General features: G+C 69.0%; 22 protein-coding genes. 12 read left to right on the top strand and 10 right to left on the bottom strand.

Annotation, left to right across the window (positions count from 1 at the left end; genetic code table 11):
- The first annotated feature begins 249 nt into the window (after positions 1-249).
- Positions 250-1,896, top strand: coding sequence for a TIGR04141 family sporadically distributed protein (locus tag ACTOWL_RS29030; RefSeq protein WP_441324767.1), 1,647 nt, complete (start codon positions 250-252; stop codon positions 1,894-1,896).
- Positions 1,897-2,062: 166 nt separating this feature from the next.
- On the top strand, positions 2,063-2,815 hold the full coding sequence (locus tag ACTOWL_RS29025; RefSeq protein ID WP_441324766.1) for a hypothetical protein: 753 nt from the start codon (positions 2,063-2,065) through the stop codon (positions 2,813-2,815).
- A 214-nt stretch (positions 2,816-3,029) separates the two neighbouring features.
- Here the strand turns inward: ACTOWL_RS29025 and ACTOWL_RS29020 are convergent, their stop codons facing one another.
- Positions 3,030-4,058, bottom strand: a complete 1,029-nt coding sequence (locus ACTOWL_RS29020; RefSeq protein WP_441324765.1) for an MBL fold metallo-hydrolase — start codon at positions 4,056-4,058, stop codon at positions 3,030-3,032.
- 181 nt (positions 4,059-4,239) lie between these two features.
- Between ACTOWL_RS29020 and ACTOWL_RS29015 the strand changes: the two genes are divergently transcribed.
- A complete protein-coding gene (locus tag ACTOWL_RS29015; protein WP_441324764.1) occupies positions 4,240-5,757 on the top strand; it encodes an aromatic amino acid lyase in 1,518 nt (505 codons plus the stop codon).
- Here ACTOWL_RS29015 and ACTOWL_RS29010 read toward each other — a convergent pair.
- Together ACTOWL_RS29010 and ACTOWL_RS29005 are read right to left on the bottom strand one after the other, a co-directional pair.
- Positions 5,754-6,806: a calcium-binding protein gene (locus tag ACTOWL_RS29010; protein WP_441324763.1), complete on the bottom strand. Its 1,053-nt coding sequence runs from the start codon at positions 6,804-6,806 to the stop codon at positions 5,754-5,756. The genes ACTOWL_RS29015 and ACTOWL_RS29010 overlap by 4 nt on opposite strands.
- A gap of 231 nt (positions 6,807-7,037) precedes the next feature.
- Entirely contained in the window at positions 7,038-8,090 is a 1,053-nt protein-coding gene (locus tag ACTOWL_RS29005) for a calcium-binding protein (protein ID WP_441324762.1), read from the bottom strand.
- A 440-nt stretch (positions 8,091-8,530) separates the two neighbouring features.
- On the opposite strand from ACTOWL_RS29005, the gene ACTOWL_RS29000 reads away from it, so the two are divergent.
- Complete coding sequence (locus ACTOWL_RS29000; RefSeq protein ID WP_441324761.1) at positions 8,531-9,400, top strand: 4-hydroxy-tetrahydrodipicolinate synthase family protein; 870 nt, start codon at positions 8,531-8,533, stop codon at positions 9,398-9,400.
- Here ACTOWL_RS29000 and hutC read toward each other — a convergent pair.
- Positions 9,375-10,121, bottom strand: coding sequence for a histidine utilization repressor (gene hutC / locus ACTOWL_RS28995; protein ID WP_441324760.1), 747 nt, complete (start codon positions 10,119-10,121; stop codon positions 9,375-9,377). The two genes, ACTOWL_RS29000 and hutC, sit on opposite strands and share 26 nt — an antisense overlap.
- Positions 10,122-10,272: 151 nt before the next feature.
- On the opposite strand from hutC, the gene hutU reads away from it, so the two are divergent.
- Genes hutU through ACTOWL_RS28970 form a run of 5 tightly spaced genes read left to right on the top strand, consistent with a single transcriptional unit; the run spans position 10,273 to position 15,717 of the window.
- Positions 10,273-11,913, top strand: coding sequence for a urocanate hydratase (hutU, locus tag ACTOWL_RS28990; RefSeq protein ID WP_441324768.1), 1,641 nt, complete (start codon positions 10,273-10,275; stop codon positions 11,911-11,913).
- On the top strand, positions 11,906-12,541 hold the full coding sequence (locus tag ACTOWL_RS28985; protein WP_441324759.1) for a pyridoxamine 5'-phosphate oxidase family protein: 636 nt from the start codon (positions 11,906-11,908) through the stop codon (positions 12,539-12,541). The genes hutU and ACTOWL_RS28985 overlap by 8 nt, the downstream gene beginning before the upstream one ends.
- A 1-nt stretch (position 12,542) precedes the next feature.
- On the top strand, positions 12,543-14,087 hold the full coding sequence (gene hutH / locus ACTOWL_RS28980) for a histidine ammonia-lyase (protein WP_441324758.1): 1,545 nt from the start codon (positions 12,543-12,545) through the stop codon (positions 14,085-14,087).
- Positions 14,087-14,875 carry an N-formylglutamate deformylase gene (hutG, locus tag ACTOWL_RS28975; RefSeq protein WP_441324757.1) on the top strand — a complete coding sequence of 263 codons (789 nt, stop codon included), beginning with the start codon at positions 14,087-14,089 and terminating at the stop codon, positions 14,873-14,875. Before hutH ends, hutG begins: the two co-directional genes overlap by 1 nt.
- Positions 14,872-15,717, top strand: coding sequence for an aminoglycoside phosphotransferase family protein (locus ACTOWL_RS28970; protein ID WP_441324756.1), 846 nt, complete (start codon positions 14,872-14,874; stop codon positions 15,715-15,717). The genes hutG and ACTOWL_RS28970 overlap by 4 nt, the downstream gene beginning before the upstream one ends.
- A gap of 1 nt (position 15,718) precedes the next feature.
- On the opposite strand, the gene ACTOWL_RS28965 is transcribed toward ACTOWL_RS28970, so the two are convergent.
- From ACTOWL_RS28965 to ACTOWL_RS28955, 3 genes are read right to left on the bottom strand one after another with little or no spacing between them, the layout of a single operon-like run.
- The gene (locus ACTOWL_RS28965; protein WP_441324755.1) at positions 15,719-16,492 is read right to left on the bottom strand and encodes a cyclase family protein; all 774 of its coding nucleotides are present in this window, start codon (positions 16,490-16,492) and stop codon (positions 15,719-15,721) included.
- A gap of 17 nt (positions 16,493-16,509) precedes the next feature.
- The gene (gene fahA / locus ACTOWL_RS28960) at positions 16,510-17,823 is read right to left on the bottom strand and encodes a fumarylacetoacetase (RefSeq protein ID WP_441324754.1); all 1,314 of its coding nucleotides are present in this window, start codon (positions 17,821-17,823) and stop codon (positions 16,510-16,512) included.
- A gap of 17 nt (positions 17,824-17,840) precedes the next feature.
- Entirely contained in the window at positions 17,841-19,109 is a 1,269-nt protein-coding gene (locus ACTOWL_RS28955; RefSeq protein ID WP_441324753.1) for an MFS transporter, read from the bottom strand.
- 181 nt (positions 19,110-19,290) lie between these two features.
- Here ACTOWL_RS28955 and ACTOWL_RS28950 point away from each other — a divergent pair, with 181 nt between their 5' ends.
- A complete protein-coding gene (locus ACTOWL_RS28950; RefSeq protein WP_441324752.1) occupies positions 19,291-19,989 on the top strand; it encodes a TetR/AcrR family transcriptional regulator in 699 nt (232 codons plus the stop codon).
- A gap of 61 nt (positions 19,990-20,050) precedes the next feature.
- Positions 20,051-20,335, top strand: coding sequence for a DUF2218 domain-containing protein (locus ACTOWL_RS28945; RefSeq protein ID WP_441324751.1), 285 nt, complete (start codon positions 20,051-20,053; stop codon positions 20,333-20,335).
- 9 nt (positions 20,336-20,344) lie between these two features.
- Here ACTOWL_RS28945 and ACTOWL_RS28940 read toward each other — a convergent pair whose 3' ends face one another.
- Positions 20,345-21,226: a hypothetical protein gene (locus tag ACTOWL_RS28940; protein WP_441324750.1), complete on the bottom strand. Its 882-nt coding sequence runs from the start codon at positions 21,224-21,226 to the stop codon at positions 20,345-20,347.
- Positions 21,227-21,367: 141 nt separating this feature from the next.
- Between ACTOWL_RS28940 and trmFO the strand changes: the two genes are divergently transcribed.
- Complete coding sequence (gene trmFO / locus ACTOWL_RS28935; protein ID WP_441324749.1) at positions 21,368-22,735, top strand: methylenetetrahydrofolate--tRNA-(uracil(54)-C(5))-methyltransferase (FADH(2)-oxidizing) TrmFO; 1,368 nt, start codon at positions 21,368-21,370, stop codon at positions 22,733-22,735.
- Between the two features lie 7 nt (positions 22,736-22,742).
- Here trmFO and ACTOWL_RS28930 read toward each other — a convergent pair whose 3' ends face one another.
- A complete protein-coding gene (locus tag ACTOWL_RS28930; protein WP_441324748.1) occupies positions 22,743-23,498 on the bottom strand; it encodes an ATP-binding cassette domain-containing protein in 756 nt (251 codons plus the stop codon).
- Positions 23,495-25,756: an ABC transporter permease gene (locus ACTOWL_RS28925; RefSeq protein WP_441324747.1), complete on the bottom strand. Its 2,262-nt coding sequence runs from the start codon at positions 25,754-25,756 to the stop codon at positions 23,495-23,497. The genes ACTOWL_RS28930 and ACTOWL_RS28925 overlap by 4 nt, the downstream gene beginning before the upstream one ends.
- Positions 25,757-25,803 lie beyond the last annotated feature (47 nt).

Genomic DNA, 25,803 nt, shown 5'->3' with positions numbered 1-25,803 from the left:
ATAGCGCTTGGTCTTCTTTGCGATCTCGGCCATCCGGCCACGGCTCTGTTCCGTCCACATCCATAGCTTGAATCATATCCTCGCTCGCCGAGAAAGCCCCCATCCGCAATTTCCAAACGGTCTCTTAGGTGTCAAGCGTCGCTTCTGATCATTTCCCCACCTATCCTTAGGGGCCCTTAGGGCGCAAAAATCAATCTCCACGAGCTGAATATACAGATGCGCATGCTTTAATTGTAGGACGAATGTGAAATGACCAAAACAAAGACCTTTTCCCTTTATCTAGGCACTGAACTCCTGAGGTCACTTGATGAAATTATGACGACATCGGCACATGATCTCGTCGAAAATGGATTTGCGAAACGCCTAACTTCAAATGGTTTAGGAGATGAAAGCGTTCTTTTCACGTTTCCGGGTCGAAGATCACCTCCAAAATGGGTCAGCCACTTATCTGAGATTTTTGCGATCCCGACGGATCTTGTCTCTCAGTCGCCCTGCGCCGTCGTCGTTTTCAAGAAGGATCAGAAAATTTTTGCGATCACTTTTTCCTATGGTCATGTCTATCTAGATGAATCAAAGACGGAGGCCGACTTCGGCCTTAAGGTTGCGATCAATAAACTCAGCGACGAGAAACTTAGAAGTGTTGAACATTCACATATTGGCGATGCTATTCGAGGTTTTTCCCAAGCAGCTGGCCAGCGAGACCTGAGGTCGTTTGGATTCGATGAGGCTCTCGATCTTATTAGGAAAGTCAGTGGTTATGCGGACGATGATGATTTTGCTGATAAAATTACGGGATCGCGAGCACTGAGATTTTCGAAGAGCGTGTTGATGTCGGAGATTCCTAATGTCGCGATGGAGGCGCTCAGACTTTTTAGCTTAGAAAAATATAAAGATACCGCTTTCAAAATCATCGACTTTCTGTCGCCGGTTCTTGATAGCAATCTCATTAACACCCTAGATTCGGAGTTGATAAAACACCTCATTAACGATAGCGGCGAATTTGAAATCGCAATACCAGAGATACTTCCTACAAGCATTGGCTATTTTTCTTTCGTGAACGTTGGTATCAGGGAATTCTTTCCGGATATTTCTATAGACATATATCGGAAAGGATTGGGAAACGAACTTGAGAAATTGGACATAGATCTACTCAAGAAGCACAAGATCGCTGTGCATTCAGAGGCCGGCGACAAGCTTGAGCAATGGTCGATTAGACGCGCGTTGGTAGGTTCGGTGGTAGTTGGTACGGCACGGTACGCGTTAAACGAGGGAGTTTGGTACAGACTGGATGATACCTATAAGGCTGCCGCTGACGAGAAGTTTATAGCGCTGCTCAGAGCCCCAGACCCAAAATTTACGCCGCTTAGAAAGATTTATACACCGCCGGAGAAGAGAAAAAGGATAAAACCTTACTACCAATCAGAAGAATCTTATAATATAGAAATCGCATCGAGCTCCGGGTATTTACTTATGGATCAAAAACTAGTTGAGATTGCCGAGGAACCAGGCAGAGGAATCGAAGCATGCGATCTTCTCGATATAGAGGGTCGGCGGTTTATCCATATCAAGAAAAGTTCACGACAATCAAGCATTCTAAGCCATTTTTTTAAACAAGGCAGTAACGCGGCACAAATGCTTCGGACATATGAGCCGTTTCGGTCGGCACTGGTGCAACGGGTGTCAGATCTCCATGGTACTGAAGCTGCGGAGAGGCTCAAAAATAGCCTCGATGAGCGCTGGACTGTCGAATTTCAGATAGCTGATGCGCCGCGACGCGACGGAGGCTTCGATATTCCTTTCTTTAGCAAGCTTACTCTACGAGATGAGGTTCGCCATATGGAGGCGATGCGATTCAATGTCGCTATACGATTCATCAAGTTGGCTCCGGCCAAGTGAGGGGCAATCGAACTGCCCCGAAGTGAAGCCTATCGAAATGAGGGTATCCTTGGGGTGGCGTAAGCCCTAGCGATACGAAGACCTATCCGCCATCCGAACACCGCGGATTTCCTAGCGTTCCGGCAGTTAACACAATGTTCATTGCGCGGGTGGATCGTTATCGTTCATGCTATGTTCTATGAACAAGCCGCACTCCGACTCCACCCCGCTGCCAGCCGCACCGGCCTCCGCCGATGCCGAGCAGGCCGCGCGCATGCTCGACCGGCTGGCCGAGATGGCGATGGAGCGCGCCGAGGCCATGCATGCCGCCTCCTTGGCCGCGATCAAGGCCGGCGACGCCGCCGCGGCCAAGGATTTGGAGATTTCCCTCGATCGCATCGCCCGCGGCATCCGCCGTACCCTGGCGCTGAAGCTGCACCTCGCCCAGAAGCGCCAGGAGATGGCGCAGAAGGCCGCCGCCCATGCCCGGGACCGGGCCGAGGAGAAGGAGAAGCGGCGCCGCCAGGTGGCCCGCGCCGTCTCCTGCTCCATCGACGGCGACGATTCGGTCGACGCCGAGAAGGGCGAGGCGCTGCTGGCCGATCTGTGGGAGCGGCTGATCGAGGATGAGGACATCGACGCCGCCCTCGCGCTCGCCGAGCACCCGCTCGAGGAGATCGTCATCCATCTCTGCCGCGACATGGGCATCCACCCGGATCCGGCCTGGCTGAACCCCGACTATTCCGGCACCAACTGGTCCGATGGCCCCGGCGCGGAGGACGACGAGCCCGAATCGAAGTGGTGGCCCGAGACCGGCCCGGAGGCGGCCCGGTATTTCTACTTCAAGGGCAGCCGGAAAACCCCGCCCGGCTGGATCGACCTCTTCACCGAGGAGCGGCTCGACCGCCCACCCTGGGAGCTGAAACCGGGCGGCGGCTGAGCGCTGCCACGCACCATCCTCACCATCAAGCCCGATGTTTTTGCCTCTCCCGTTTGCGGGAGAGGTCGGAGGCGCTTGCGCCTCCGGGTGAGGGGGTTTTGTCGAGGCCAGGGCCCGCCCTCACCCGGTCTCGCTGCGCGAGCCCGACCTCTCCTCCCCGGGCTTGATCCGGGGACCCGCGGGAGAGGCAACAATGAGCCAGCACCGGTTCCGATCAGACCTGCCGAAACCTCCACACCCCGTCCGCCCCGGTCTCCCGGGCCAGGTCGCCGGCGGCGACCAGGCGGTTCAGATGGGCCGTCGCCTCACCCACCGCGAACATCATCTGCTGCCGGTCCAGCGCGCGGTGGAACATCGCCGCCATCAGCTCGGCCACCGTCGCCGGCTGGCGGCAGACCTCGCGGGTCAGGGCCAGCCGCTCCGCGTGATGGGCGGCCAGCCAGTCGATCCGCTCGGTCAGGCCGAAGAAGGGCAGGCCATGCGAGGGCAGCACCAGCGTCTCCGCCGGCAATTGCCGCAGCACGGCCAGGCTGCGCAGGAAATCCGCCAGCGGGTCGGCTTCGGGCTCCGACGGCCAGACCGACACGTTCGGGCTGATCTTCGGCAGCACCTGGTCGGCCGAGATCAGGATCCCGCGTTCGGCGTCGTACAGGCAGGCCATCTCGCTGGAATGGCCCTCGCCCACGATCACCCGCCACTTCCGGCCGCCGATCGCCAGCGTGTCGCCGTCGCGGATGCGGCGGGCGGCGACCGGGATCGGCGAGACGCCGCGGCGATAGACATTGCCGCGCGCCTCCACCATCTCCGCCGCCTCGGCCGGCAGGCCGGCGGCGCGGTAGAAGGCGGCATGCGCGGCCGCCACCTCGGGCCGGTCGTCCGACCAGGTGGCGCGGGCCGTGGCGTATTCCGACAGCGTCATGGTCAGCGGCGCCCGGAAGCGCTCGCACAGCCAGCCGGCCAAGCCGATATGGTCGGGGTGCATGTGGGTGATCAGCACCCGGCGGATCGGCTTGTGCCTGAGCGGCCCGGCCAGGAGGGCGTCCCAGATCTCGCGCGAGGCGCCGTTGCCGATGCCGGCGTCGATCAGGGTCCAGCCATCCCCGTCTTCGAGCAGCCAGAGGTTGACGTGGTTCAGCGCCATCGGCAGCGGGAAGCGCAGCCACAGCAGGCCGGGCGCCACCTCCACCGGCACGCCGGGCTCGGGCGCCGTGGGGTGGGGGTATGTGAGGATCGGTGCGTCCATGGCGCGCATCCTCGCCATCTCCGGCGGCGGCGCCAAGCGATTGTTGCGCAGGGCCGGGCTGTGATCGTGAACCGGAGAGGGCCCACTGTCGCTGGCGGAACAGCGGGCGGCGTTCGGCTGGCGGCATGCCGCGCCGCCCTGCCCTACCTCTCGCATCGAGACGAAGCGAGCCCCCCGAATCATGAGCCACATGCCCGCGGCCGACACGGCCGTCCTGACCCTCGACGGCGACAGCCTCGGCATCGCCGCGCTGGCCCGCTTCGCCGCCGGCGCCACCCGGCTGGCCCTGTCCGACGCCGCCTGGGACCGCATCGCCGAGGCGCGCGGCATCGTCGACCGCATCGTCGAGGCCGGCGTGCCGGCCTATGGCATCACCACCGGCTTCGGCTCGCAGAAGGATTTTTCCGTCGACCCGCGCCGCGACGCCGCCTTCAACCTCGCCGTGCTGACCGGCCACGCCACCCGCGCCCCCGGCCGCCGGGCGCCCGCCGCCGTGCTCCGCGCGGCGCTGGCGGTGCAGCTGAACGGCTGGGCCCGCGGCTGGTCCGGCGTCCGCCCGGCGCTGTGCGCGGCGCAGCTCGCCCGCGCCAATGCCGGCGTCGCGCCCGACGTCCGCACCGGCAGCTCGGTCGGCGCCTCCGACATCGTCGCCCTGTCGCAGCTCGCCTTGCCGCTGGTCGGCCGCGCCTCCGACGGCCCGGCGCTGGACGGGCTCACCTCCGTGCCGCCGCTCGACGGGCTGGCGGCGAAGGAGGCGATGTCGCTGCTCAACAGCAACGCCCTCACCCTCGCCGCCGGCGCCCTGGCCCTGGCCGAGGTGAAGCGGCTGCTCGACGCGCTCGACCTCGCCGCCGCGCTGGCGCTGGAGGGTTTCCGCGGCAACCCTGGCGCCTGGTCGGAGACGGTGGAGCGCGCCCATCCGCAGGCCGGCCACGCCGCCTCAGGCCGGGCCCTGCGCCGGCTGCTGGAGGACAGCGCGCTGTGGCAGCCCGGCGCCCCGCGCCTGCTGCAGGATCCGCTCAGCCTGCGCTGCGCGCCGCAGATCCACGGCGCCGCCCGCACCGCGCTGGCCTGGGCCTGGGAGGCGTGGGAGGGCGCGCTGAACGCCGTCGCCGACAACCCGCTGGTCGACCGCGCCACCGGCGCCGCGATCTCTCACGGCAGCATGGAGACGACGCTGCTGGCGGTCGCGCTCGACGCGCTGCGCCTCGCAATCGGCAAGGCCGTCGAGGCCTCGGGCGAGCGGGTGCACAAGCTGCAATGGCCGTCCTTCAGCGGCCTGCCCGCCGGGCTGGCGGCCGAGGCCGGGGCGGCCGGCGGGGTGCAGTTCCTCAATCTCGGCCACATCGCCGCGGCCAAGGTCGCCGCCGCCCGCATCGCCGCCCAGCCGGTGGCGCTGCAGTATCGCGGCCAGGTCTGCGACGGGGTCGAGGATGTCGGCGGCATGGCCCCCTTCGCGGTCGAGGAGACCGAGCGCCAGCTCGACGCCGCCTGGACCGCGGTGGCGGTGGAGGCCGCGGTCGCGGTGTGGGCGATCGCCCGCCGCGACCTGCCCATCGACGGGCTCGGCCTGGGCCTGCGCGACCCCTGGCGGGCGATCCGCCCGCTGCTGCCGATCGGCCGCGAGGGCGAGGTCCCGTTCGACCTCGCCCCCATTGAGGCCTGGCTCAGGGCGTGGGAGCCGCCCGCCCGGCGCTAGAGCACGAAGTCGCCGGCCACCACGGCGAAGCCGCCGGTCAGGTTGATGTGGAAGTCCGAGACCTTGTCGCCGTTGACGTCGCCGGCGATGGTGGTGAGGCCGGGCTGGGCGAAGGCGAAGCGCAGCTGCCCGGCGACGCCGGTGTACAGGCCGTTGCCGATGAAGCTGAAGGCCTGGTTGCCGGCGGCGATGGTGTTGGCGTCGATCTGCGCCAGGTCGATCTTGTCGCCCTGGGCATGGCTGAAGTCGGTGATCCGGTCGGCCCCGGCCCCGACCAGGCTGTGGATCGTGCCGGCATAGAAGAAGGTGTCGGCCCCGGCGCCGCCGCTCAGCGTGTCCGCGCCGCGGCCGCCGAGGATTCTGTCGTTGCCGTTCCAGCCCTGCAGCACATTGGCGCCGGTGTTCCCGACCAGGCTGTCCCAGCTCTGGCTGCCGGAGACGTTCTCGATCCCGGTCATGGTGTCGCCCTGGGCCTCGCCGAGGCTGCCTCTGCCGGTGGAGAGATCGACCACGATGCCGATGCCGCTGGTGTAGTAGCTGACGGTGTCGGTCCCGTTGCCGCCGTCCAGGACATCCGCCCCCGCACCGCCGCGGAGGACATCGTTGCCGTCGCCGCCGAAGAGCGTGTCGTTGCCGCCGAGGCCGGAGAGGGTGTCGTCGCCGCTGAGACCGAACAGCGTGTCGGTCTGCTGCGATCCGGTCATGGTGTCGGCGCCGGCGAACATCACCGCCGCCAGCCCCTGATAGTCGCCCGCCTGCACCGCGTTGTAGACGGTCGACGCCGCGATCGAGAAGCCGGACAGGGTGACCGCCGGGCTGCCGCCCTGCAGCAGCACCAGCTTGGTCGCCGTTCCGGTGACGCCGCCGAGGCCGATGCCCATTCCGGAGCCGGTCACTTCGACCGACAGCCCGCCGTCGAAGTTCACCTTGACGAAGGTCGGGGTGAAGGTCACGGGCACCGGATTGTCGAAATCGAGCGCCTGCATCGCCGCGATCGAAAACCCTGCGCCGCTGATGCCGTTCGGCGCGTTGACCACCAAATTCGCCATGAAAAGCCCCTGTTGCCGAGAGTGTCGATGACAGCGCCCCGCCGATCACGATCCGGCCCACAAATCGGTCAAATGTCTTTGTCTAAAAATCGGTTGAGCGGCTGTTCCGACTGTATCCCTAAGGCAACGCACGATACATCCCTCAAATGGGAGGGCCGCGAGGGGCGCGGTCCCGTTCGACCTCGCCCCCCTCGAAACCCGGCTGCGGACGTGGGAGCCGCCCGCCTTCCGTTAGAGCACGAAGTCGGTGCCCAGCATGCCGATGAGGCCGGACAGGCTGATGTGGAAGTCCGAGGCCCCGTCGCCGTTGACGTCGCCGGCGATGGTGGTGATGCCGGGGCTCACCACGGCGAAGCGCAGCTGCCCGGCGACGCCGGTGTAGAGGCCGTTGCCGATGAAGCTGAAGGCCTGGTTGCCGGCCAGCACGGTGTTGGCGTCGATCGCCGACAGGTCGATCTTGTCGCCCTGGGCCCGGCTGAAGTCGGCGATCCGGTCGGCGTTGGCCCCGACCGCGCTGTGCGCCGTGGCGGCATAGACGAAGCGGTCCGCGCCGGCGCCGCCGGTGAGGGTGTCCTTGCCGCCGACCCCGGTCAGCACGTCGTTGCCGTTCCAGCCCTGCAGCACATTGGCGCCGGCGTCGCCCGTCAGCGTGTCGGTGCCCTGGCCGCCGCTGAGGTTCTCGATCGAGATCAGCACGTCGCCCTGGGCGACGCCGCCGGTGCCGGTGCCGGTCGTCAGGTTGACCGTGATGACGGTGCTGGTTTCGTAATAGCTCGCGGTGTCGGTCCCGTTGCCGCCATTGAGCGCATCCGCCCCCGCGCCGCCGCGGAGAACGTCGTTGCCGTCGCCACCCAGCAGGCTGTCGCTGCCGCCGAGGCCGGAGAGGGTGTCGTCGCCGCCGAGACCCAGCAGCGTGTCGGTCTGCTGCGATCCGGTCATGGTGTCGGCGCCGGCGAACATGATCGCGGCCAGCCCCTGATAGTCGCCCGCCTCCACCGCGTCATAGACGGTCTGTGCCGCGATCGAGAAGCCGGACAGGGTGACCACCGGGCTGCCGCCCTGCAGCAGCACCAGCTTGGTCGCGGTTCCGGTCACGCCGCCGAGGCCGAGGCCGAAGCCGGAGCCGGTCACTTCGACCGACAGCCCGTCGTCGAAGTTCACCTTGACGAAGGTCGGAGTGAACTCCCCGAGCTGCGGATTGTCGAAAGCGAGCGCCTGCATCGCTGCAATCGAAAACCCTGCGCCGTTGATGCCGTTCGTCGCGTTGACGACCAAATTCGCCATGGAAAGCCCCTTACTTCCAAGAGTGTCGACTACAGCGCCGGCTCTGGTGACCGGAAGGTCGTCGCGGCTTGGCTGCAGCGCCGCCGATAGCGGCATGGCCCGTGAATAGAAAGATTGCCTTTGTCTCAAATCTCTTTGGCAACTGCGATGAAGCTAGCACCAAGGCGGTGCATAACATATGCCTCAATTGGGAAGCCCCGGCTGGCTCAGCGCTTCTCACCGGCTTGACAGCTCTGCGGGCCGCAGGCCACTGTCCGGCCATGACCTCCGGCCGCGCCCTCTTCGCCAAAGCCAAAAAAGCCCCGCTCGCGGGGACCGGAGATCACTGCCCGCGGTAAGCCGCCGCGCGCATCAGGATCCACCAGACCCCGCCGGTTCGGACGGGGTCTTGTCGTCTCTGCGCCAGCCCCGTCTCCGGCCCCGCACGCAGGAGACGAACCATGCCCCTTCCCGCCCCGACCGGCCTCTGGCTGCCGCTGATCACCCCGTTCCGCGACGGCGCGCTCGACGAGGCCTCGCTGCGCCGGCTGGTCCGGCATTACGCCGCCGGCCCGGTCGACGGCCTGATCCTCGCCGCCACCACCGGCGAGGGCATGACGCTCGACGCCGGGGAGACCGAGCGCGTGGTCGCGATCGCGGCCGAAGAGCGCCCGCTGCCGCTGTATCTCGGTCTCTCCGGCAGCGACACCCGCAAGCTGGTCAAGGACCTCGCTTGCACCGCCGCCTGGCCGGTCGAGGGATACCTGATCGCCTGCCCCTATTACGTCCGCCCGTCGCAGGAGGGCCTGGTCCGCCACTTCTCCGCCCTGGCCGAGGCGACGGACCGGCCGATCCTGATCTACAACATCCCCTACCGGACCGGCGTCAACCTGGGCAACGAGGCCATGCTGCGCCTCGCCGAGCGCCCCAACATCGTCGGGGTCAAGGATTGCTGCGCCGACGCCCGGCAGTCCTTCGACCTGCTGCGCGATCGCCCCGCCGGCTTCTCGGTGCTGACCGGCGAGGACGCGCTGTTCTACACCGCCCTGACCCAGGGCGCCGACGGCGGCATCCTGGCCTCGGCCCAGGTCGAGACCGCAGCCTTCGCCGCGATCGGCGCCCAGCCGGGCGCCCTCGCCGCCTGGCGGGCCCTGTCCGAGCTGCCGCGGCTGCTGTTCGCCGAGCCGAGCCCGGCGCCGATCAAGCACTGGCTGTGGCGCACCGGCCTGATCGACAGCCCGGAGCTGCGCCTGCCGATGACCGGGGTCGGCGACGCCCTCGCCGCCCGGCTCGACCGCGAGATCGTCAGCCGGCCGAGGGCCGGCTCGTGAAGCGCCCGCCGATGCGGTAGCGCGAGCCGGGGAACAGCAGGCGGGCGACGCTGACCAGCCGGCCCGCCGCCCAGGTGCGGCGATGCACCAGCAGGCAGGGCTCGTGCCGGCCGATCCTGAGGTGCTCGCGCTCCCACGGCTCGGCCAGCACCGCCTCGACCACATGCTCGCCGTCGGGCATCGGCGCCGCCTGCATCAGGTAGTCATGCGGCGTGATCCGGGTGAAGTCCTGCGCCAGGTAGTGCGGCGCCGAATCGAGCCGCACCAGCCGGTCCTCCAGCAGGATCGGCACGCGGTCCTCGTGGTGGATCAGCACCGAATGGGCGATGGCCGTACCCTCCGGCACCTCCAGCCGCGCCGCCGTCTCCGCCGTCGCCGCCTCCGGCCGCAGCAGCACCACCGTGGCGCTGTGGGCATGGCCGCGGGCCCGCACGTCGTCGGCGATGCTGCGGATCTCCATCAGCGGCGCCTCGGGCTTGACCCCGGCGACGAAGGTGCCGACGCCCTGCACCCGCACCAGCATCCCGGCTTCGGTCAGCTCGCGCAGCGCCCGGTGGATCGTCATCCGGCTGATGCCGAGCGATTTCACCAGCTCGTTCTCCGACGGCACCCGCCCGTTCTCCGGCCACTCCCCGGTCTCGATCGAGCGCAGGATCATCGCCTTGACGCGGCGGTACAGCGGCTGCGGCTCGTCCAGCAGCGCCAGGGGCTGGGGCTCCATCACGATGGCATCCTCTCTGGCCCTTGTCGGCCCGTCACAGGTTGTATATACAACCCTATACCAATTCGACGCCAGCGCCAATTCAGAGGGAGGCCTTGCCGTGACGACCGCCACCAACCGCCGCGTCATCCGGGCGCCGCACGGGACGGAGATGAGCTGCCGCACCTGGCAGACCGAAGCCGCCCTGCGCATGCTGATGAACAACCTCGACCCCGACGTGGCCGAGAATCCGGACGAGCTGGTGGTCTATGGCGGCATCGGCAAGGCAGCCCGCGACTGGCAGTCCTTCGACACCATCGTCCGCAGCCTGAAGGACCTGGCCCCGGACGAGACGCTGCTGGTCCAGTCGGGCAAGCCGGTCGGCATCTTCCGCACCCACACCGACGCGCCGCGGGTGCTGATCGCCAACTCCAACCTGGTGCCGCACTGGGCGACCTGGGAGCATTTCCGCGAGCTCGAGGCCAAGGGCCTGATGATGTACGGCCAGATGACGGCCGGCTCCTGGATCTATATCGGCAGCCAGGGCATCGTGCAGGGCACCTACGAGACCTTCGCCGAGGTCGGCCGTCAGCACTATGGCGGCGACCTGAAGGGCCGCTGGGTGCTGACCGGCGGGCTGGGCGGCATGGGCGGCGCGCAGCCGCTGGCCGCGACCATGGCCGGCGCCTCGATGATCGCGGTCGAATGCCAGGCCAGCCGGATCGAGCGCCGCCTGGCCACCCGCTATGTCGACCGCAAGGCCGACACGCTGGACGAGGCGATGGCGATCGTGAACGAGGCGAAGGCCCAGGGCCGCGCCGTCTCGGTCGGCCTGCTGGGCAATGCCGCCGAGATCTTCCCGGAGATCGTGCGCCGGGCGAAAAACGACCCGGCCTGGCGTCCGGACGCGGTGACCGACCAGACCTCGGCGCATGACCCGCTGAACGGCTACCTGCCGGCGGGCTGGAGCTGGGCCGAGGCCGAATCCCGCCGCCTGACCGACCCCGACGGCGTGGTCCGCGCCGCGAAGGAGAGCATGGCGGCGCATGTCCGGGCGATGCTGGACTTCCACGCCATGGGCATCCCGACGCTCGACTACGGCAACAACATCCGCCAGATGGCCCAGGATGTCGGGGTCGACAACGCCTTCGACTTCCCCGGCTTCGTCCCGGCCTATATCCGCCCGCTGTTCTGCCGCGGCATCGGCCCGTTCCGCTGGGCCGCCCTGTCCGGCGACCCGGAGGACATCTACAAGACCGACCAGAAGGTGAAGGAGCTGATCCCGGACGACCCGCATCTGCACAACTGGCTGGACATGGCGCGCGAGCGCATCGCCTTCCAGGGCCTGCCGGCGCGGATCTGCTGGGTCGGCCTCGGCCAGCGGCACCGCCTGGGCCTCGCCTTCAACGAGATGGTGGCCAAGGGCGAGCTGAAGGCGCCGATCGTGATCGGCCGCGACCACCTCGACTCCGGCTCGGTCGCCAGCCCGAACCGCGAGACCGAGGCGATGCAGGACGGCTCCGACGCCGTCTCCGACTGGCCGCTGCTGAACGCCCTGCTGAACACCGCCTCGGGCGCCACCTGGGTCAGCCTGCACCATGGCGGCGGCGTCGGCATGGGCTACAGCCAGCATGCCGGCATGGTGATCGTCGCCGACGGCACGGCCGAGGCGGCGCGGCGGCTGGAGCGGGTGTTGACCAACGATCCGGGAACCGGCGTCATGCGGCATGCCGATGCGGGCTACGACATCGCCCGCGACTGTGCCCGCGAACAGGGCATGAAGCTGCCGATGCTGGAGGACACGCATGGATGACGGGATCGTTCACGCCGAGGAGATCGTCCGGGACCAAGCCGAGCTGCGCAGCCGCTATCCGGAGCCGAGCGGGCTGGTGCAGAACAAGATCCTGCACCGGATCGACCGGCACGCCCGCGCCTTCATCGGCCTGTCGCCCTTCCTGGTGATCGCCACGGCGGGGGTGGACGGCAGCGCCGACGCCTCTCCCCGCGGCGACGCGCCCGGCTTCGTCACGGTGGCCGACGAGACCACCCTGCTGATCCCGGACCGGCGCGGCAACAACCTGTGCGACAGCCTGTCGAACGTGGTCGAGAACCCGAAGGTCGGGCTGGTGTTCTTCGTTCCCGGCATCAACGAGACGCTGCGGGTCAATGGCGGCGCCGCGATCACCACCGACCCGGCGGTGCTGCAGCCGATGGCGGTCGACGGCAAGGTCCCGACCGCGGCCCTCCGGGTCACGGTCGACCAGTTGTACTTCCACTGCGGCAAGGCGCTGATCCGGTCCCGCCTGTGGGACCCGGCGGTGCAGATCGAACGCGGCAGCTTCCCGACCCTGGGCAAGATCCTGGCCGACCAGATCAAGGGCCTCGACACCGCCGAGACCGACACCCGGCTCGAAAACTCCTACCGGAATCATCTCTACTGACATGGCCGACATCACCTTCACCGCCGGCCGCCTGGCGCTGCCGCAGCTCCGCGCCATCGCCCGCACCGACGCCGCCGTGCGCCTCGACCCCGCCTGCCGGCCGGAGATCGAAGCCGGGGCCGCCACCGTCGCCGCGATCGTCGACGAGAACCGCACCGCCTACGGCATCAACACCGGCTTCGGCAAGCTGGCCCAGACCCGGATCCCGACCGACCGGCTGGAACAGCTGCAGACCAACCTGGTGCTGTCGCACGCCACCGGCACCGGGCCGCTGCTCGACGACGCCATCGTCCGGCTGATCCTGGCGCTCAAGCTCAACGGCCTGGCCCGCGGCCGGTCCGGCGTGCGCTGGGTGGTGATCGAGGCGCTGCAGGCGCTGCTCGACGCCCGCGCCTATCCTTGCATCCCGGCCAAGGGCTCAGTCGGCGCGTCGGGCGACCTCGCCCCCCTCGCCCACATGTCGGCGGCGCTGCTCGGCGAAGGCGAGATCCGGCTCAAGGGCAAGCGCTGGCCGGCCGCCGACGCGCTGCGCCAGATCGGCCTCGAGCCGCTGACCCTGGCGCCGAAGGAAGGCCTGGCCCTGCTGAACGGCACCCAGGTCTCCACCGCCCTGGCCCTGTTCGGCCTGTTCGCGGCGGAGGAGGTGTTCGCCGCCGGACTCGTCGCCGGCGCCATGTCGGTCGACGCCGCCCGCGCCTCCGACGCGCCCTTCGACGCCCGCATCCACGAATGGCGCGGCCAGCCGGGCCAGATCGAGGTGGCGGCGGTGCTGCGCAGCCTGCTCGAGCACAGCGCCATCCGCGCCTCGCATGTCGAGAATGACGACCGGGTGCAGGACCCCTACTCCCTGCGCTGCCAGCCGCAGGTGATGGGCGCCTGCCTCGACCAGATCCGCCACGCGGCGCGGGTGCTGGAGATCGAGGCCAATGCCGTCTCCGACAACCCGCTGGTGTTCCCGGAGACCGGCGACGTCATCTCCGGCGGCAACTTCCACGCCGAGCCGGTGGCCTTCGCCGCCGACAACCTGGCCCTGGCGATCGCCGAGATCGGTGCGATGTCGGAGCGGCGGATCGCGCTGCTGACCGACTCCAACCTGTCCGGCCTGCCGCCCTTCCTGGTGGCCGATCCGGGGGTGAACTCCGGCTTCATGATCGCCCATGTCACCGCGGCCGCCCTGGCCAGCGAGAACAAGAGCCTGGCGCATCCGAGTTCGGTCGACAGCCTGCCGACCTCGGCCAACCAGGAGGACCATGTGTCGATGGCGACCCATGCCGCCCGGCGCCTGGGCGACATGGCCGAGAACACCGCGGTGATCGTCGGCGTCGAGCTGCTGGCCGCAGCGCAGGGCATCGACTTCCACCGCCCGCTGCGCAGCGCCGAGCGGATCGAGGCGGCGGTCGCCGTCCTCCGGGCCAAGGTGCGGAAATGGGATGAGGACCGCTTCTTCGCCCCCGACATCGAGGCGGCGAAGGGACTGGTCCAGGCCGGCACCTTCCTGGCCTATGCCGCCGGGCTGCTGCCGAGCGCCGCGAAGGAGGCCGCGTGATGGACGCTTTCCGCCTGCACCGGGGCACCGCGCCCCTGCTGCTGAGCATCCCGCATGTCGGCACCGGCGTGCCGGATGCGATCCGGGCCAGGCTCACGCCGGAAGGGCAGCTGCTGCGCGACACGGACTGGCATCTCGACCGGCTCTACGACTTCGCCGAAGGGCTTGGCGTCAGCATCATCCAGGCGGCGCAGTCGCGCTACGTCATCGACCTTAACCGCCCGGCGGACGACCAGAGCCTGTATCCCGGCCAGGCCACCACCGGCCTGTGCTCGACCATCGACTTCGACGGCAGGCCGCTGTACCGGCCGGGCGAGCAACCGGACGAGGCCGAGATCGTCGGTCGGGTGGAGACGGTGTGGAAGCCTTATCACGCCGCGCTGGCGGCGGAGCTGGAGCGGATCAAGGCGCAGCACGGCTACGCCCTGCTCTACGACGCGCATTCGATCCGCTCGGTTGTGCCGCGGCTGTTCGACGGCCTGCTGCCCGACCTCAACCTCGGCAGCAATGGCGGCGCCACGGCGGCGCCGGCCCTGAAGGACCGGATCGCGGAGATCTGCCGCACGGCTGAGGGCTTCACCCATGTCGTCGACGGCCGGTTCAAGGGCGGCATCATCACCCGCCATTACGGCCAGCCGCAGCGGGACGTGCACGCGCTGCAGATGGAGCTGGCGCAACGCCACTACATGGACGAGGACCCGCCCTTTACCTATCAGGCGGGGCGGGCCCGGCCGCTGCAGGCGGTGCTGCGCCGGGTGCTGGAAGCGATGCTGGACTGGAAGCCGTGAGCAACGCCCTGTCGCCGATCGAGCTGTGGCTCGACCGCTGGGAGCTGGAGCCCGACGGCGCGGCGATCGAGCGCAACGGCGCCCATCTCGCCTTCGTCCGCCGCGGCGACCGGCGGGCGGTGCTGAAGGTGCTGAAGCCGAACAGCGACGAGGCCCTCGGCCCGATGATGCTGGCCCACTACCAGGGCCGCAGCGCCGTCCGGGTGCTGGGGCACGAGCAGAACGCCGTGCTGCTGGAACGGGCCCTGCCGGGGACGGAGCTGACCGAGATCGTGCTGGCCGGCCGGGACGACGAGGCCGTCCGCATCCTGTGCCGCGTGATGGCGGATCTGCACCAGGACGACCCGCCGCCCGGCCCTTGGCCAACGGTCGGGGATTGGGGCCGCGCCTTCGCCCGCTATCGCGCCGCCGCGCCGCATGACGAGATCCCGCCGATGCTGCTCGACCGCGCCGAGGCCGAGTACAGGGATCTCTGCGCCAGCCAGGGCCGGCGCTTCCTGCTGCATGGCGACCTGCATCACGAGAACGTGCTGGACGGCGGCGATCGCGGCTGGCTGGTGATCGACCCGAAGGGCGTGATCGGCGAGCTGGCCTATGAGACCGGTGCCAGCCTGCGCAACCCCGGCGGTGCCGAGGACCTCTATAACGATCCCCGGCAGATCACCCGCCGGCTGCGGATCTTCGCCGAAACGCTCGGCCTGCCCGAGGAGCGCATCCTGCGCTGGTCCTTCGCCCAGGCCGTCCTCTCCGCCCTCTGGCATGCCGAGGACGGGGACGACGACGAGGATGTCGCCGCGGCCATCACGACCGCCACGGCGATGCGCAGCCTGCTGCCGGGCTGATTCAGTCCGGCAGGATCGCCACCGCCCGGGTCCAGCCGGCGGAGGCGGCGCGGATCTTCACCGGGAAGCAGCTGACGGTGAAGCCCGTGGGCGGCAGCGCCTCCAGATTGTGCAGCTTCTCCAGGTGGCAGTAGCCGATGTCGCGGCCGGCCTTGTGGCCTTCCCAGATCAGGCTGGCGTCGCCGGTCTCGACGAAGCGCTTCGCCGTGTGGCTGAACGGCGCATCCCAGCTCCAGCCATCGGTGCCGACCAGGCGAACGCCCTGGTTCAGCAGGTGCAGCGTGGCGTCGCGGCCCATGCCGCAGCCGGTGTGGATGTAGTCGGCCTCGCCGTAGCGCGACCCCGCCCGGGTGTTGACCAGCACGATCTCGAGCGGCTTGAGCGTGTGGCCGATCCGATCCAGCTCGGCGTCGATTTCGGCCGGGGTGACGATGTAGCCGTCCGGCAGGTGGCGGAAGTCCAGCTTGATGCCGGGCTGGAAGCACCATTCCAGCGGCACCTCGTCGATGGTGATGGCGCGTTTGCCGCCGTCCATCGTCGGGTGGTAGTGCCAGGGCGCATCGAGATGGGTGCCGTTGTGGGTCGAGATGGTGACGGTCTCGACCGCCCAACCCATGCCCTCGGGCAGCTGCTCCGGCCGCATCCCCGGGAAGATCGCGGCGATGTCCCGCGCGGTCTCGGCATGGGCGCGATAGGTGATCGACACCTTCTGCTGGGGCGGATCGGCCGGAACGTCGTTCTCCAGCGGGATCGAGATGTCGATGAGCTTGGCCATGGGTCGGTGTCCGGGGGTCAGGGGATGATGGTGCCGGTGCAGGCGCCGAAGCCGATCGGCACGAAGCCGTCGCGCCGGCACCGGGCGGTGAAGGTGATCTCGTCGCCATCGGACAGGAAGCCGCGCTGCTCGCCATTCGGCAGCGTCACCGGCTCGCTTCCGCCCATGGTCAGCTCCAGCAGGCTGCTCAGCTGCGCCCGGGTCGGACCGGAGATGGTGCCGGTGCCGAGCAGGTCCCCCGGCAGCAGGTTGCAGCCGTTGGAGCTGTGATGCGCCACCATCTGCGCCGGCGTCCAGTAGAGGTGCCGGGCGTTGGAGGTGATGATGGTGGCCGGCTCCTGCCCTTCGGCCCGCATCCGGGCGGTCGACAGCCAGACCGTCAGCTCGACGTCCAGGCCACCCGACTCCTGGTCGGCCCCGTCCAGCAGGTGGTCGAGCGGCGCCGGGTCGCCCTCCGGCCGCACCATGGCCGATGCCCGGAACGGAAGCAGCGCGTCGGCGGTGATCACCCAGGGCGAGACGGTGGTGCTGAAGCTCTTGCCGAGGAACGGGCCGAGCGGGAACATCTCCCAGCGCTGGATGTCGCGCGCCGACCAGTCGTTCAGCAGGCAGAAGCCGACGATCCGCTCGCCCGCCTCGGCGATCGGGATCGGCTCGCCCAGCGCGTTGCCGGGGCCGATGTAGAAGCCCATCTCCAGCTCGATGTCCAGCCGCTGCGACGGGCCGAAGCCCGGCCGGCCGTCGCCGCCGCTGCTCGGCGGGCGCTGGCCCTGCGGCCGCCGCACATCCCCGCCGCTGGCGCGGACCGAGGAAGCCCGGCCGTGATAGGCGATCGGCACCCATTTGTAGTTCGGCGGCAGCGGATTGTCCGGCGCCATCAGGGCGCCGGCGGCGCGGGCGTGATAGATGCCTGCGTAGAAGTCGGTGTAGTTCCGCACCTCGGTCGGCAGCAGCAGCCGGCAGGCGGCCGCGTCGTGCAGCAGCTCGGGCCGCGCCGGGCCGCCGGCGTCGAGCAGCGCCGACACCTGCCGGCGGAGTTCGGTGCGGACAGAAGCAGGCAGGGCGAACAGTGGGTTCAGCGCCCCGCCCTGCCCTCCACCTTGGGCCGCGTCGGCCGCGTCGGCCGCGGCGCCGGACAGCAGCCCCGCGTCGCGGGCGGCGCCGACATCCAGGATGCCGTCGCCGATGGCGATGCCGAATCGCGGCACGCCGCCGGCCGGGCTGAAGACGCCGAAGGGCAGGTTCTGGATCGGGAAGTCGGCCCCGTCCCGGTTGGCGGAGGCAACCCAGCTGCGGCGCTTCGGGTCGTGCGTCTGGTCGAAAGCGGTCATAGCGGCATCCTTCTGCATCATCTGAGCACGGCCTGCGCGGCGGTGCCTCGGGGATCGGATTCATGCGGCATCGTGTCCGCCGCCCGCGGCCGCAGCGCGTCGAAGCGGGGCAGCGACAGGGCGGCCAGCGACCCGGCGATCAGGCAGGCGACGACGCCCCAGATCGCCACATCGTAACTGCCGGTCGCGTCGTAGATCCGGCCGGCCACGTACGGCCCGATCGCGGCGCCGATGACGAACCAGGCGTAGATCGTGGCGTAGAGGAAGCCGTAGCGCCGGATGCCGAAATAGCGCGCGGTGAGATAGGAGATCAGGTCGACCTCGGCGCCGAGCGAGAAGCCGATCAGGAAGGCGGCCACTGGCGCCAGCCCCAGGCCGCCATAGGCCAGCAGCAGGCAGCCCAGCGCGGTCAGGCCGAAGATCCCGGCGGCGAGGCGCGGCGCGAAGAACCGGTCCATCAGCCAGCCGATGACCAGCCGGCCGAGCAGCACGCCGACCCCGGTCAGCGAGGCCACGCCGGCCGCCTGCATCGGCTCCATCCCGGCATCGCGCAGCAGCGGCACCATGTGCACCGTCAGGGCCGACACGGCGATGGCGATGGCGCAGAAGCCGAGCGCGATGGTCCAGAAGATGCGGGAGCGGAGGGCGACGCCCCGGTCGACGCCCCAGGGTTCCTCGGCCGCGGCGCCGCGCGCGGCCTTGCCGCCCAGCGACCACAGCACGAACGGCCAGGGCAGCAAGGCGAAGCCGGCCAGCATCAGGTAGCCGGCGCGCCAGCCATGGCCGGCGATGACGACCGCGAGCAGCGGCGGCAGGACCATGGCCATGACGCCCATGCCCGCCAGGGTCAGGCCCAGCGCCAAGCCCCGCGCCGCATCGAACCGCCCGTTCACCGCCCGTGTGTACAGGATCGGCGTGGTGCCGCCGCCGAGCAGCGCCGCCAGCCCGAAGCAGATGTAGAAGGCGGTGAGCGTGTCGCCGTAGCGGCCGAGGGCGAACAGCGTCGCGGCGAAGCCGGGAATGGCGGCCAGCGCGATCGGGCGCGGCCCCAGCCTGTCGATCAGCCAGCCCAGCGCGGGCGCGGTCACCGCCACGGTCAGGGTCAGGTAGAGGAAGGCCGAGGTGATGTCGCCCCGCGCCCAGCCGAATTCCTGCTGCAGCGGGCCGATGAAGCTGCCGAGGCTGTAGAAGGGCAGCGACGACGCCCCCATGGCGCAGCCCAGCGTGGCGGCCACCAGCACCGGCCACCCGGCCGCGAACTCCGCGAGCCGGCTGCCCGTACGCATTTCCTGGCCCGTACGCGTTTCTTGTTGCATGACCGCGTCCTCCCTCAATGTTGTCGTTGGACCGGCGCACCGGGTCGGCGCCGCAAATCGCGACGGCGGCCGGCAGCACCGGAGGTGACTTTACGGAGACGATCTTGTACGATCGTACAAACATTCGATCAAACGTTCAAGAGATTCGAGAATGGCCTCTCCGACGGCACCGACGATGAAGGCCCCGCGCGGGTCCCGGCGCCGGTCGGTCATCGCGCCGGGCGACACCGCCCCGCCGAACCGCCGCCAGGACATCCTGACCAGCGCCGAGGAGTTGTTCGCCGAGCGCGGCTACCACGCCGTCTCGGTGCGCGACATCGCCGCCCGGGCCGGCGTGCCGCTGGCCCTGGTCGGCTACTACTTCGGCAAGAAGGAGGAGCTGCTCGGCACCATCTTCGAGCACCGCCGCGGCTATATCGACGAACGGCTGCAGCGCATCGCCGCCGTCGACTGTTCGCCTGCCAATCCGAACGCGGTCGAGGACCTGGTCCAAGCCTGGGTCGAACCGGCGGTGCTGCTGCGCGCGACCGAGGGCGGCGCCGCCTTCTCCCGCCTGGTCGCCCGCCTCTCGGACCAGGGTCCGGAAACGGACAGAGTGATCGAGCCGCATTACGATCCGTTGGCCCGCACCTTCATCGCGGCGATGCAACAGGCCCTGCCGGGGTGCGACCGCAACCTGCTCGTCTGGGGCTATGTCTACGCGCTCGGCGCCCTGCTGAAGCACATCTCCGACCTGCGGGTCGAGCGGCTGTCGGACGGGCACGAGGTCACCGCCGATCCGGCGCGGATGCCGGATCTGATCCGGTTCCTGACCGCCGGCTTCCGCGCGCTGGCGGGTGGGACAAGATAGGCACCGTTGCGAACGGCTCGCAACGTCCCCATCTGGGCATTATCCCATCGAAGAGGACATCATGCCGAGCTCCGAAGCCCGTATTCCCACCGAGCACGCCAGCAAGTACCTGCAGCAGCTGTGCAAGCATTTCGGCCACAAGATCCCGGCGACCTTCGACGCCGGGAACGGCCACCTGACCTTCGAGATGGGCACCACCGCCCTGGCCGCCGAGCCGGATGTGCTGGTGCTGCGCAACGAGGCGCCCGAGGCTGCCGGCCTGGCCCGGTTGGAGGAGGTCGTCGCCTCACACCTCGTCCGCTTCGCCTTCCGCGAGGAGCGCAAGATCGACTGGACGCCGGCCTAGCCGGCCCGGTCACTTCCCCCGGCAATCCTCGGCATCGGTGCCGGCGGCGCACAGGCCGGAGCCCTTGTCCGGCTCGTCGCACTCGCCGTCGCCGGTGAAGGGACAGGCCGCCGGGGCAGCCGTGCTGGGCGAACCTTCGCCTGTGGCCGAGCAGTCGGTGGCGTCGGTCCCGGCGGTGCAGAGGCCGGTGCCCCGGCCCGGATCGTCGCATTCGCCGTCATGGGCGAACTGGCAGCTGTCGTCGCCCCCGGAGGACGGCGCGGCCGGCGCCGCGGGGGCCTGCCCGGCCTTGCAGTCGGTGGTGTCCGTCCCGGCGGCGCAGGCGCCGGAGCCGACCCCCGGCTCGTCGCATTCGCCGTCGCGGGCGAAGGGGCAGCTGTCCGGCCCTGTCGGCGCCGCGGGCGCGGCAGGCGTCGCCGGAGCCGGGGCCGGCGAGTTGCCCTTGGCCTTGCAGTCGCTGGTGTCGGTGCCGGCGGCGCAGGCCCCTGAGCCGACGATCGGCTCGTCGCACTCATTGTCGCGCGAGAAGGGGCAGCTGTCGTCGCCCGGCCCCTGCGGCGGCGCAGTCTGGGCCGGCGTTTGCGGCGCCGCGGCCGCGGTGCAGTCCGCCGTGTCGCTGCCGGCCGCGCACAGGCCGGAGCCCTTGCCCGGCTCGTCGCAGCGCTGGTCGAAGGCGAAGCGGCAGGAATTCGCCGGGTCGGCCGCGGCGTCCGGCCGGCAGTCGGCGCTGTCGGTGCCGGCGGCGCAGGTGCCGTTGGCCTCGTCGCATTCGCCGTCATGGGCGAAGATGCAGGAGTTGTTGGTGCCGCCCGCCGGCACGTCCTGCGCCGCGGCCGCGAGCGGAAACGCCAGCGCCGCCGCCGCCAGCACCCAGGCCCATCCCGACGCCATGCGATGTCCCCTCCCAGCCCATGCGCACGGCTTCTAGATACATGCTGGAGCATGGCATGACAAAGGCGCCCCGATCCCTGCCCCGTTGCCTGGACGGAACGATCGGCGTATCAGTCACGCCCTTCGCAGGAGATTGGTTCGATGAGCACACCCGTCCATGTCATCGGCGCCGGCCTCGCCGGCAGCGAAGCGGCCTGGCAGCTGGTTTCGGCCGGGGTGCCGGTGGTGCTGCACGAGATGCGTCCGGTGCGCGGCACCGAGGCGCACCACACCGACGGCTTCGCCGAGCTGGTCTGCTCCAACTCCTTCCGCTCCGACGACGCCATGCACAACGCGGTCGGCCTGCTGCATGAGGAGATGCGGCGCTGCGGGTCGCTGATCCTGCGCCATGCCGATGCCCACAAGGTGCCGGCCGGCGGCGCGCTCGCGGTCGACCGCGACGGCTTCTCCGCCGGCGTTACCGCCGAGCTGGCGAACCACCCGCTGGTGACGGTCGAGCGCGGCGAGGTCGCCGGCCTGCCGCCCGAGGCCTGGGACAGCGTCATCGTTGCCACCGGCCCCCTGACCTCCCCGTCCCTGGCCGAGGCGGTGCGCGGCCTGACCGGCGAGGCCGAGCTGGCCTTCTTCGACGCCATCGCGCCGATCATCCATCGCGAGTCGATCGATTTCGAGACCGCCTGGTTCCAGTCGCGCTACGACAAGCCCGGCCCGGGCGGCACCGGCAAGGACTACATCAACTGCCCGATGTCGAAGGAGGAGTACGAGGCCTTCATCGCCGAGCTGCTGGCCGCGCCGAAGACCGAGTTCAAGGACTGGGAGAAGGACACGCCGTATTTCGACGGCTGCCTGCCGATCGAGGTGATGGCCGAGCGCGGCCCGGAGACGCTGCGCTTCGGCCCGATGAAGCCGGTCGGCCTGACCAACCCGCACAGCGACCGCCGGCCCTGGGCCGTGGTCCAGCTGCGCCAGGACAATGCGCTGGGCACGCTGTTCAACATGGTCGGCTTCCAGACCAAGATGAAATACGCCGAGCAGGTGCGGGTGTTCCGCATGATCCCGGGCCTGCAGGATGCCGAATTCGCGCGGCTGGGCGGGCTGCACCGCAACACCTTCATCAACAGCCCGCGGGTGCTGGACCCGGCGCTGCGGCTGAAGGCGATGCCGCGGCTACGCTTCGCCGGCCAGGTCACCGGCGTGGAAGGCTATGTCGAGAGCGCCGCGATCGGCCTCCTGGCCGGCCGGATGGCGGCGGCGGAGCGGTTGGGCCAAGCCATCGTGCCGCCGCCCGTCACCACCGCGCTGGGCGCCCTGCTGAGCCACATCACCGGCGGCGGCGCGGCCGAGACCTTCCAGCCGATGAACGTCAATTTCGGCCTGTTCCCGCCGCCCGAGATCCCGGAGCGGCAGCCCGGCCAGAAGAAGGTCAAGGGCCGCGACCGCAAGAGCCTGTACAGCGAGCGCGCCCTGGCCGACCTCGACCTCTGGCTGGGACGGCGCGCGGCGGCCTGAGCCGTCCTCAGGCCTGCGCCGTCTCCGGCTCGCCCTGGACGATCAGCTCCAGCACCTCTTTTTCGTTCGTCGACTTGATCAGCCGCTCGCCGACATTGCGGCCGCGCTTCAGCACCATGATGCGGTCGCCGATCTCGAAGATGTCGGTCAGGCGGTGGCTGATGATGATCTGCGCCACGCCGTGCCGCCGCAGCTCGTCCATGGTCTCGAGCAGCCGCTCGGTGGCCGGGACCGACAGGTTGGCGGTCGGCTCGTCGAGGATCAGCACCTTCGGGTCGAAGCTGATCGCGCGGGCGATCGCGACCGATTGCTGGCGGCCGCCCGACAGGCTCTCGACCCGCTGGCGGACATGGTTGATGTCGACCTTCAGGCGGCGCATCACATCGCCGGCCTCGGCCTCCATCCGCCGGCGGTCGACGAACCAGCCCCTGGTCGGCCAGCGGCCGAGGAAGACATTGGCGGCGACGTCCATGTTCCCGCACAGCGCGAAGTCCTGGTAGATCATCTCGATGCCGCGGTCGCGCGAATCATGCGGACCGCGGAAATGAACCTCCTCGCCCGCCACCAGGATGTCGCCGGAATCGCGCTGGTAGGCGCCGGTCAGGATCTTCATCAGCGTCGACTTGCCGGCCGAGTTGTCGCCGACCAGGCCCAGGATCTCCCCCGGCATCAGCCGCAGATGCACATCCGTCAACGCGCGGATGGCGCCGAAGCTCTTGTTGATCCGCCGCATCTCGACGATCGCGGAACCCGCCTCGGTCATGCCGTTCGCTCCCTTCGCGGACGCAGCCGCCTGAACAGCCGCTGCAGCAGGCCCTCCTGACGCAGCCAGATGTCGCCGAGCACGGCGACGATCAGGATCAGCCCGATGAAGACGTTGATCCAGTGCTGCGGCATCACCATCGAGTCCCCGTTGGGCAGGAAGATCTGCAGGGACAGGAGCGCCCGGATCAGGGTGATGACGGCGGCCCCCGCCAGCGCGCCCAGGATGGTGCCGAAGCCGCCGAAGATGCTGCCGCCGCCGATGATCACGGCGGCGATGACGTCGAGCTCGCGCAGCTGCCCGGCCGACGGGTTGAAGCTGCGGTAATAGGCGATGTAGACGATGCCGGCCAGCGACGCGCACATGGCGCTGAACACCAGGCTGCCGAAGCGCACCCGGTCGGTGTTGATGCCGGCATAGTCGGCGGCGCGGCGGTTGCCGCCGGTGGCCAGCACCTTGTAGCCGATGACGGTCTTCGACAGCACGATGCCGGCGACCACGGCGAGGATGATCAGGACGATCGACTGGGTGCTGACGGCGCTGGCCACGGCCGACCACAGGCTGCCGGGCGCCGGCTCGAGCCCGGCATAGCGCAGGATCTCGATCAGCTTGCGGCCGATCAGGTTGTAGCTCTCCGGGAACTGGCTGAGCTGGCGCCCGGCGACGAACCAGGCGGCCAGGCCGCGGGCGATGTAGAACATGCCGAGCGTGGCGACGAAGGCCGGCAGCCGCGCCTTGGTGGTCAACAGGCCGTTGATCACGCCCGCGAGGGTCCCGGCGCAGAAGGCGGTCAGGGCGGCCAGCGCCGGGTCCACCCCCAGGAACTTCATCAGGAAGGCCGCGGTCGCACCCGACAGCGCCAGCACCGCACCGACCGACAGGTCGATGTCGCCATTGGCGATGACATAGGTCATGCCGACCGCCATGATCCCGATCTCGGTAAAGGCCAGCAGCAGGTTGAAGCTGTTGTCGAGGCTGCCCCAGAAGTCCGGCCGCAGATACATGCCGAGCGCCCAGAGCAGGACCATGAAGATCACCGCCGCCGCCTCGCGCTGGGTCAGGAACCACATCAGCCCGCGGGCATGGATCTCCTGCGCCGCCATGGCCGAGCCATGCGTCTGCACGGTCTCGACCGCGACCATCTCCACCTCCGGCACCGGCAGGGGCCGATGACGCAGCCGGGCCCACAGCCGCGGTACGAGCTTGCGGCGGAAGATCCACGGCTCGATCAGCACGGCGGCGAGCAGGATCAGGCCGAGAAAGACCGGCACGGCGCCCGGCGGCAGCGCGGCCATCGCCTGGACCACCATCTCGCTCTTGCCGACCTTGACGATGCGCTCGATCGGAATGCCCTCGCGCAGCACCTTGTCGATCAGCACGATCAGCAGGGCGCCCATGCAGGAACCGAGGATCCGGCCGCGGCCGCCGATGATGCTGGCGCCGCCGACGACCACGGCCGAAATCACGATCAGCTCGTGGCCGACGCCGTAGCCGCTGTTGACGCCCTTGTCCTGGAACACGGTCATCAGCCCGGCCAGCGTCGCGCACAGGCTCGACAGCACGAAGCCGCGGATCCGCACCCGCCGGCTGCTGATGCCGGCATAATCCGCGGCCATCGCATTGCCGCCGACGGCATAGGTCTCGTAGCCCCAGCGGGTGAAGGCCAGCAGGACGCCGCCGAGCACGGCCACGACCAGGAAGATCAGGATCTGGTTGTTGAAGCCGAACCCGTTGGACTCGCCCAGGGCGAAGATCCCGAAGTCGCGCGACTTGATCTCATAGGCGATGTTCTTGCCGCCGGTCAGCCCGAGCACGAAGCCGCGGCCGATGAACAGCATGGTCAGCGTGGCGATGAAGGCGGGTACCCGCAGCACCGTGACCAGCGCGCCGTTCAACAGCCCGATCAGCAGCCCGAGGACGACGCTGGCGGTGATTGCGACGCCGACGCCGAGATCGTAATGGGTCGGCGCGAACAGGATCGAGAACAGGACGGCGACGATCGCCGTGGTCGACCCGACCGAGAGGTCGAGGTCCTTGTTGACGATGACGAAGGTCATGCCGACGGCCATCACGCCGAAGCGCGAGGCGTCGCGGAGCACGCTGTGCAGCGCCGTCAGGTCGCCGAAGAAGCGCGGATTGACCTGGGTGCCGGCGAAATAGAGCGCGGCCATGACCAGGAGCAGCCCGACCTCCCAGCCATAGGCGAAACCACCGAAGCGTGTCGGCCGTGCCGGCTCGGGCGCGGTCGTTGTTGCCATGATCCCTCAGTGGCTGCCGTCCCGGGGTGGCCCTCGCCTCCACCGTC

This window comes from Inquilinus sp. CA228 (assembly GCF_052078665.1).
Taxonomy (GTDB): domain Bacteria; phylum Pseudomonadota; class Alphaproteobacteria; order DSM-16000; family Inquilinaceae; genus Inquilinus.
The sequence above is the reverse complement of the archived record's forward strand: the minus strand, read 5'-3'. Positions and strand labels throughout refer to the sequence as shown.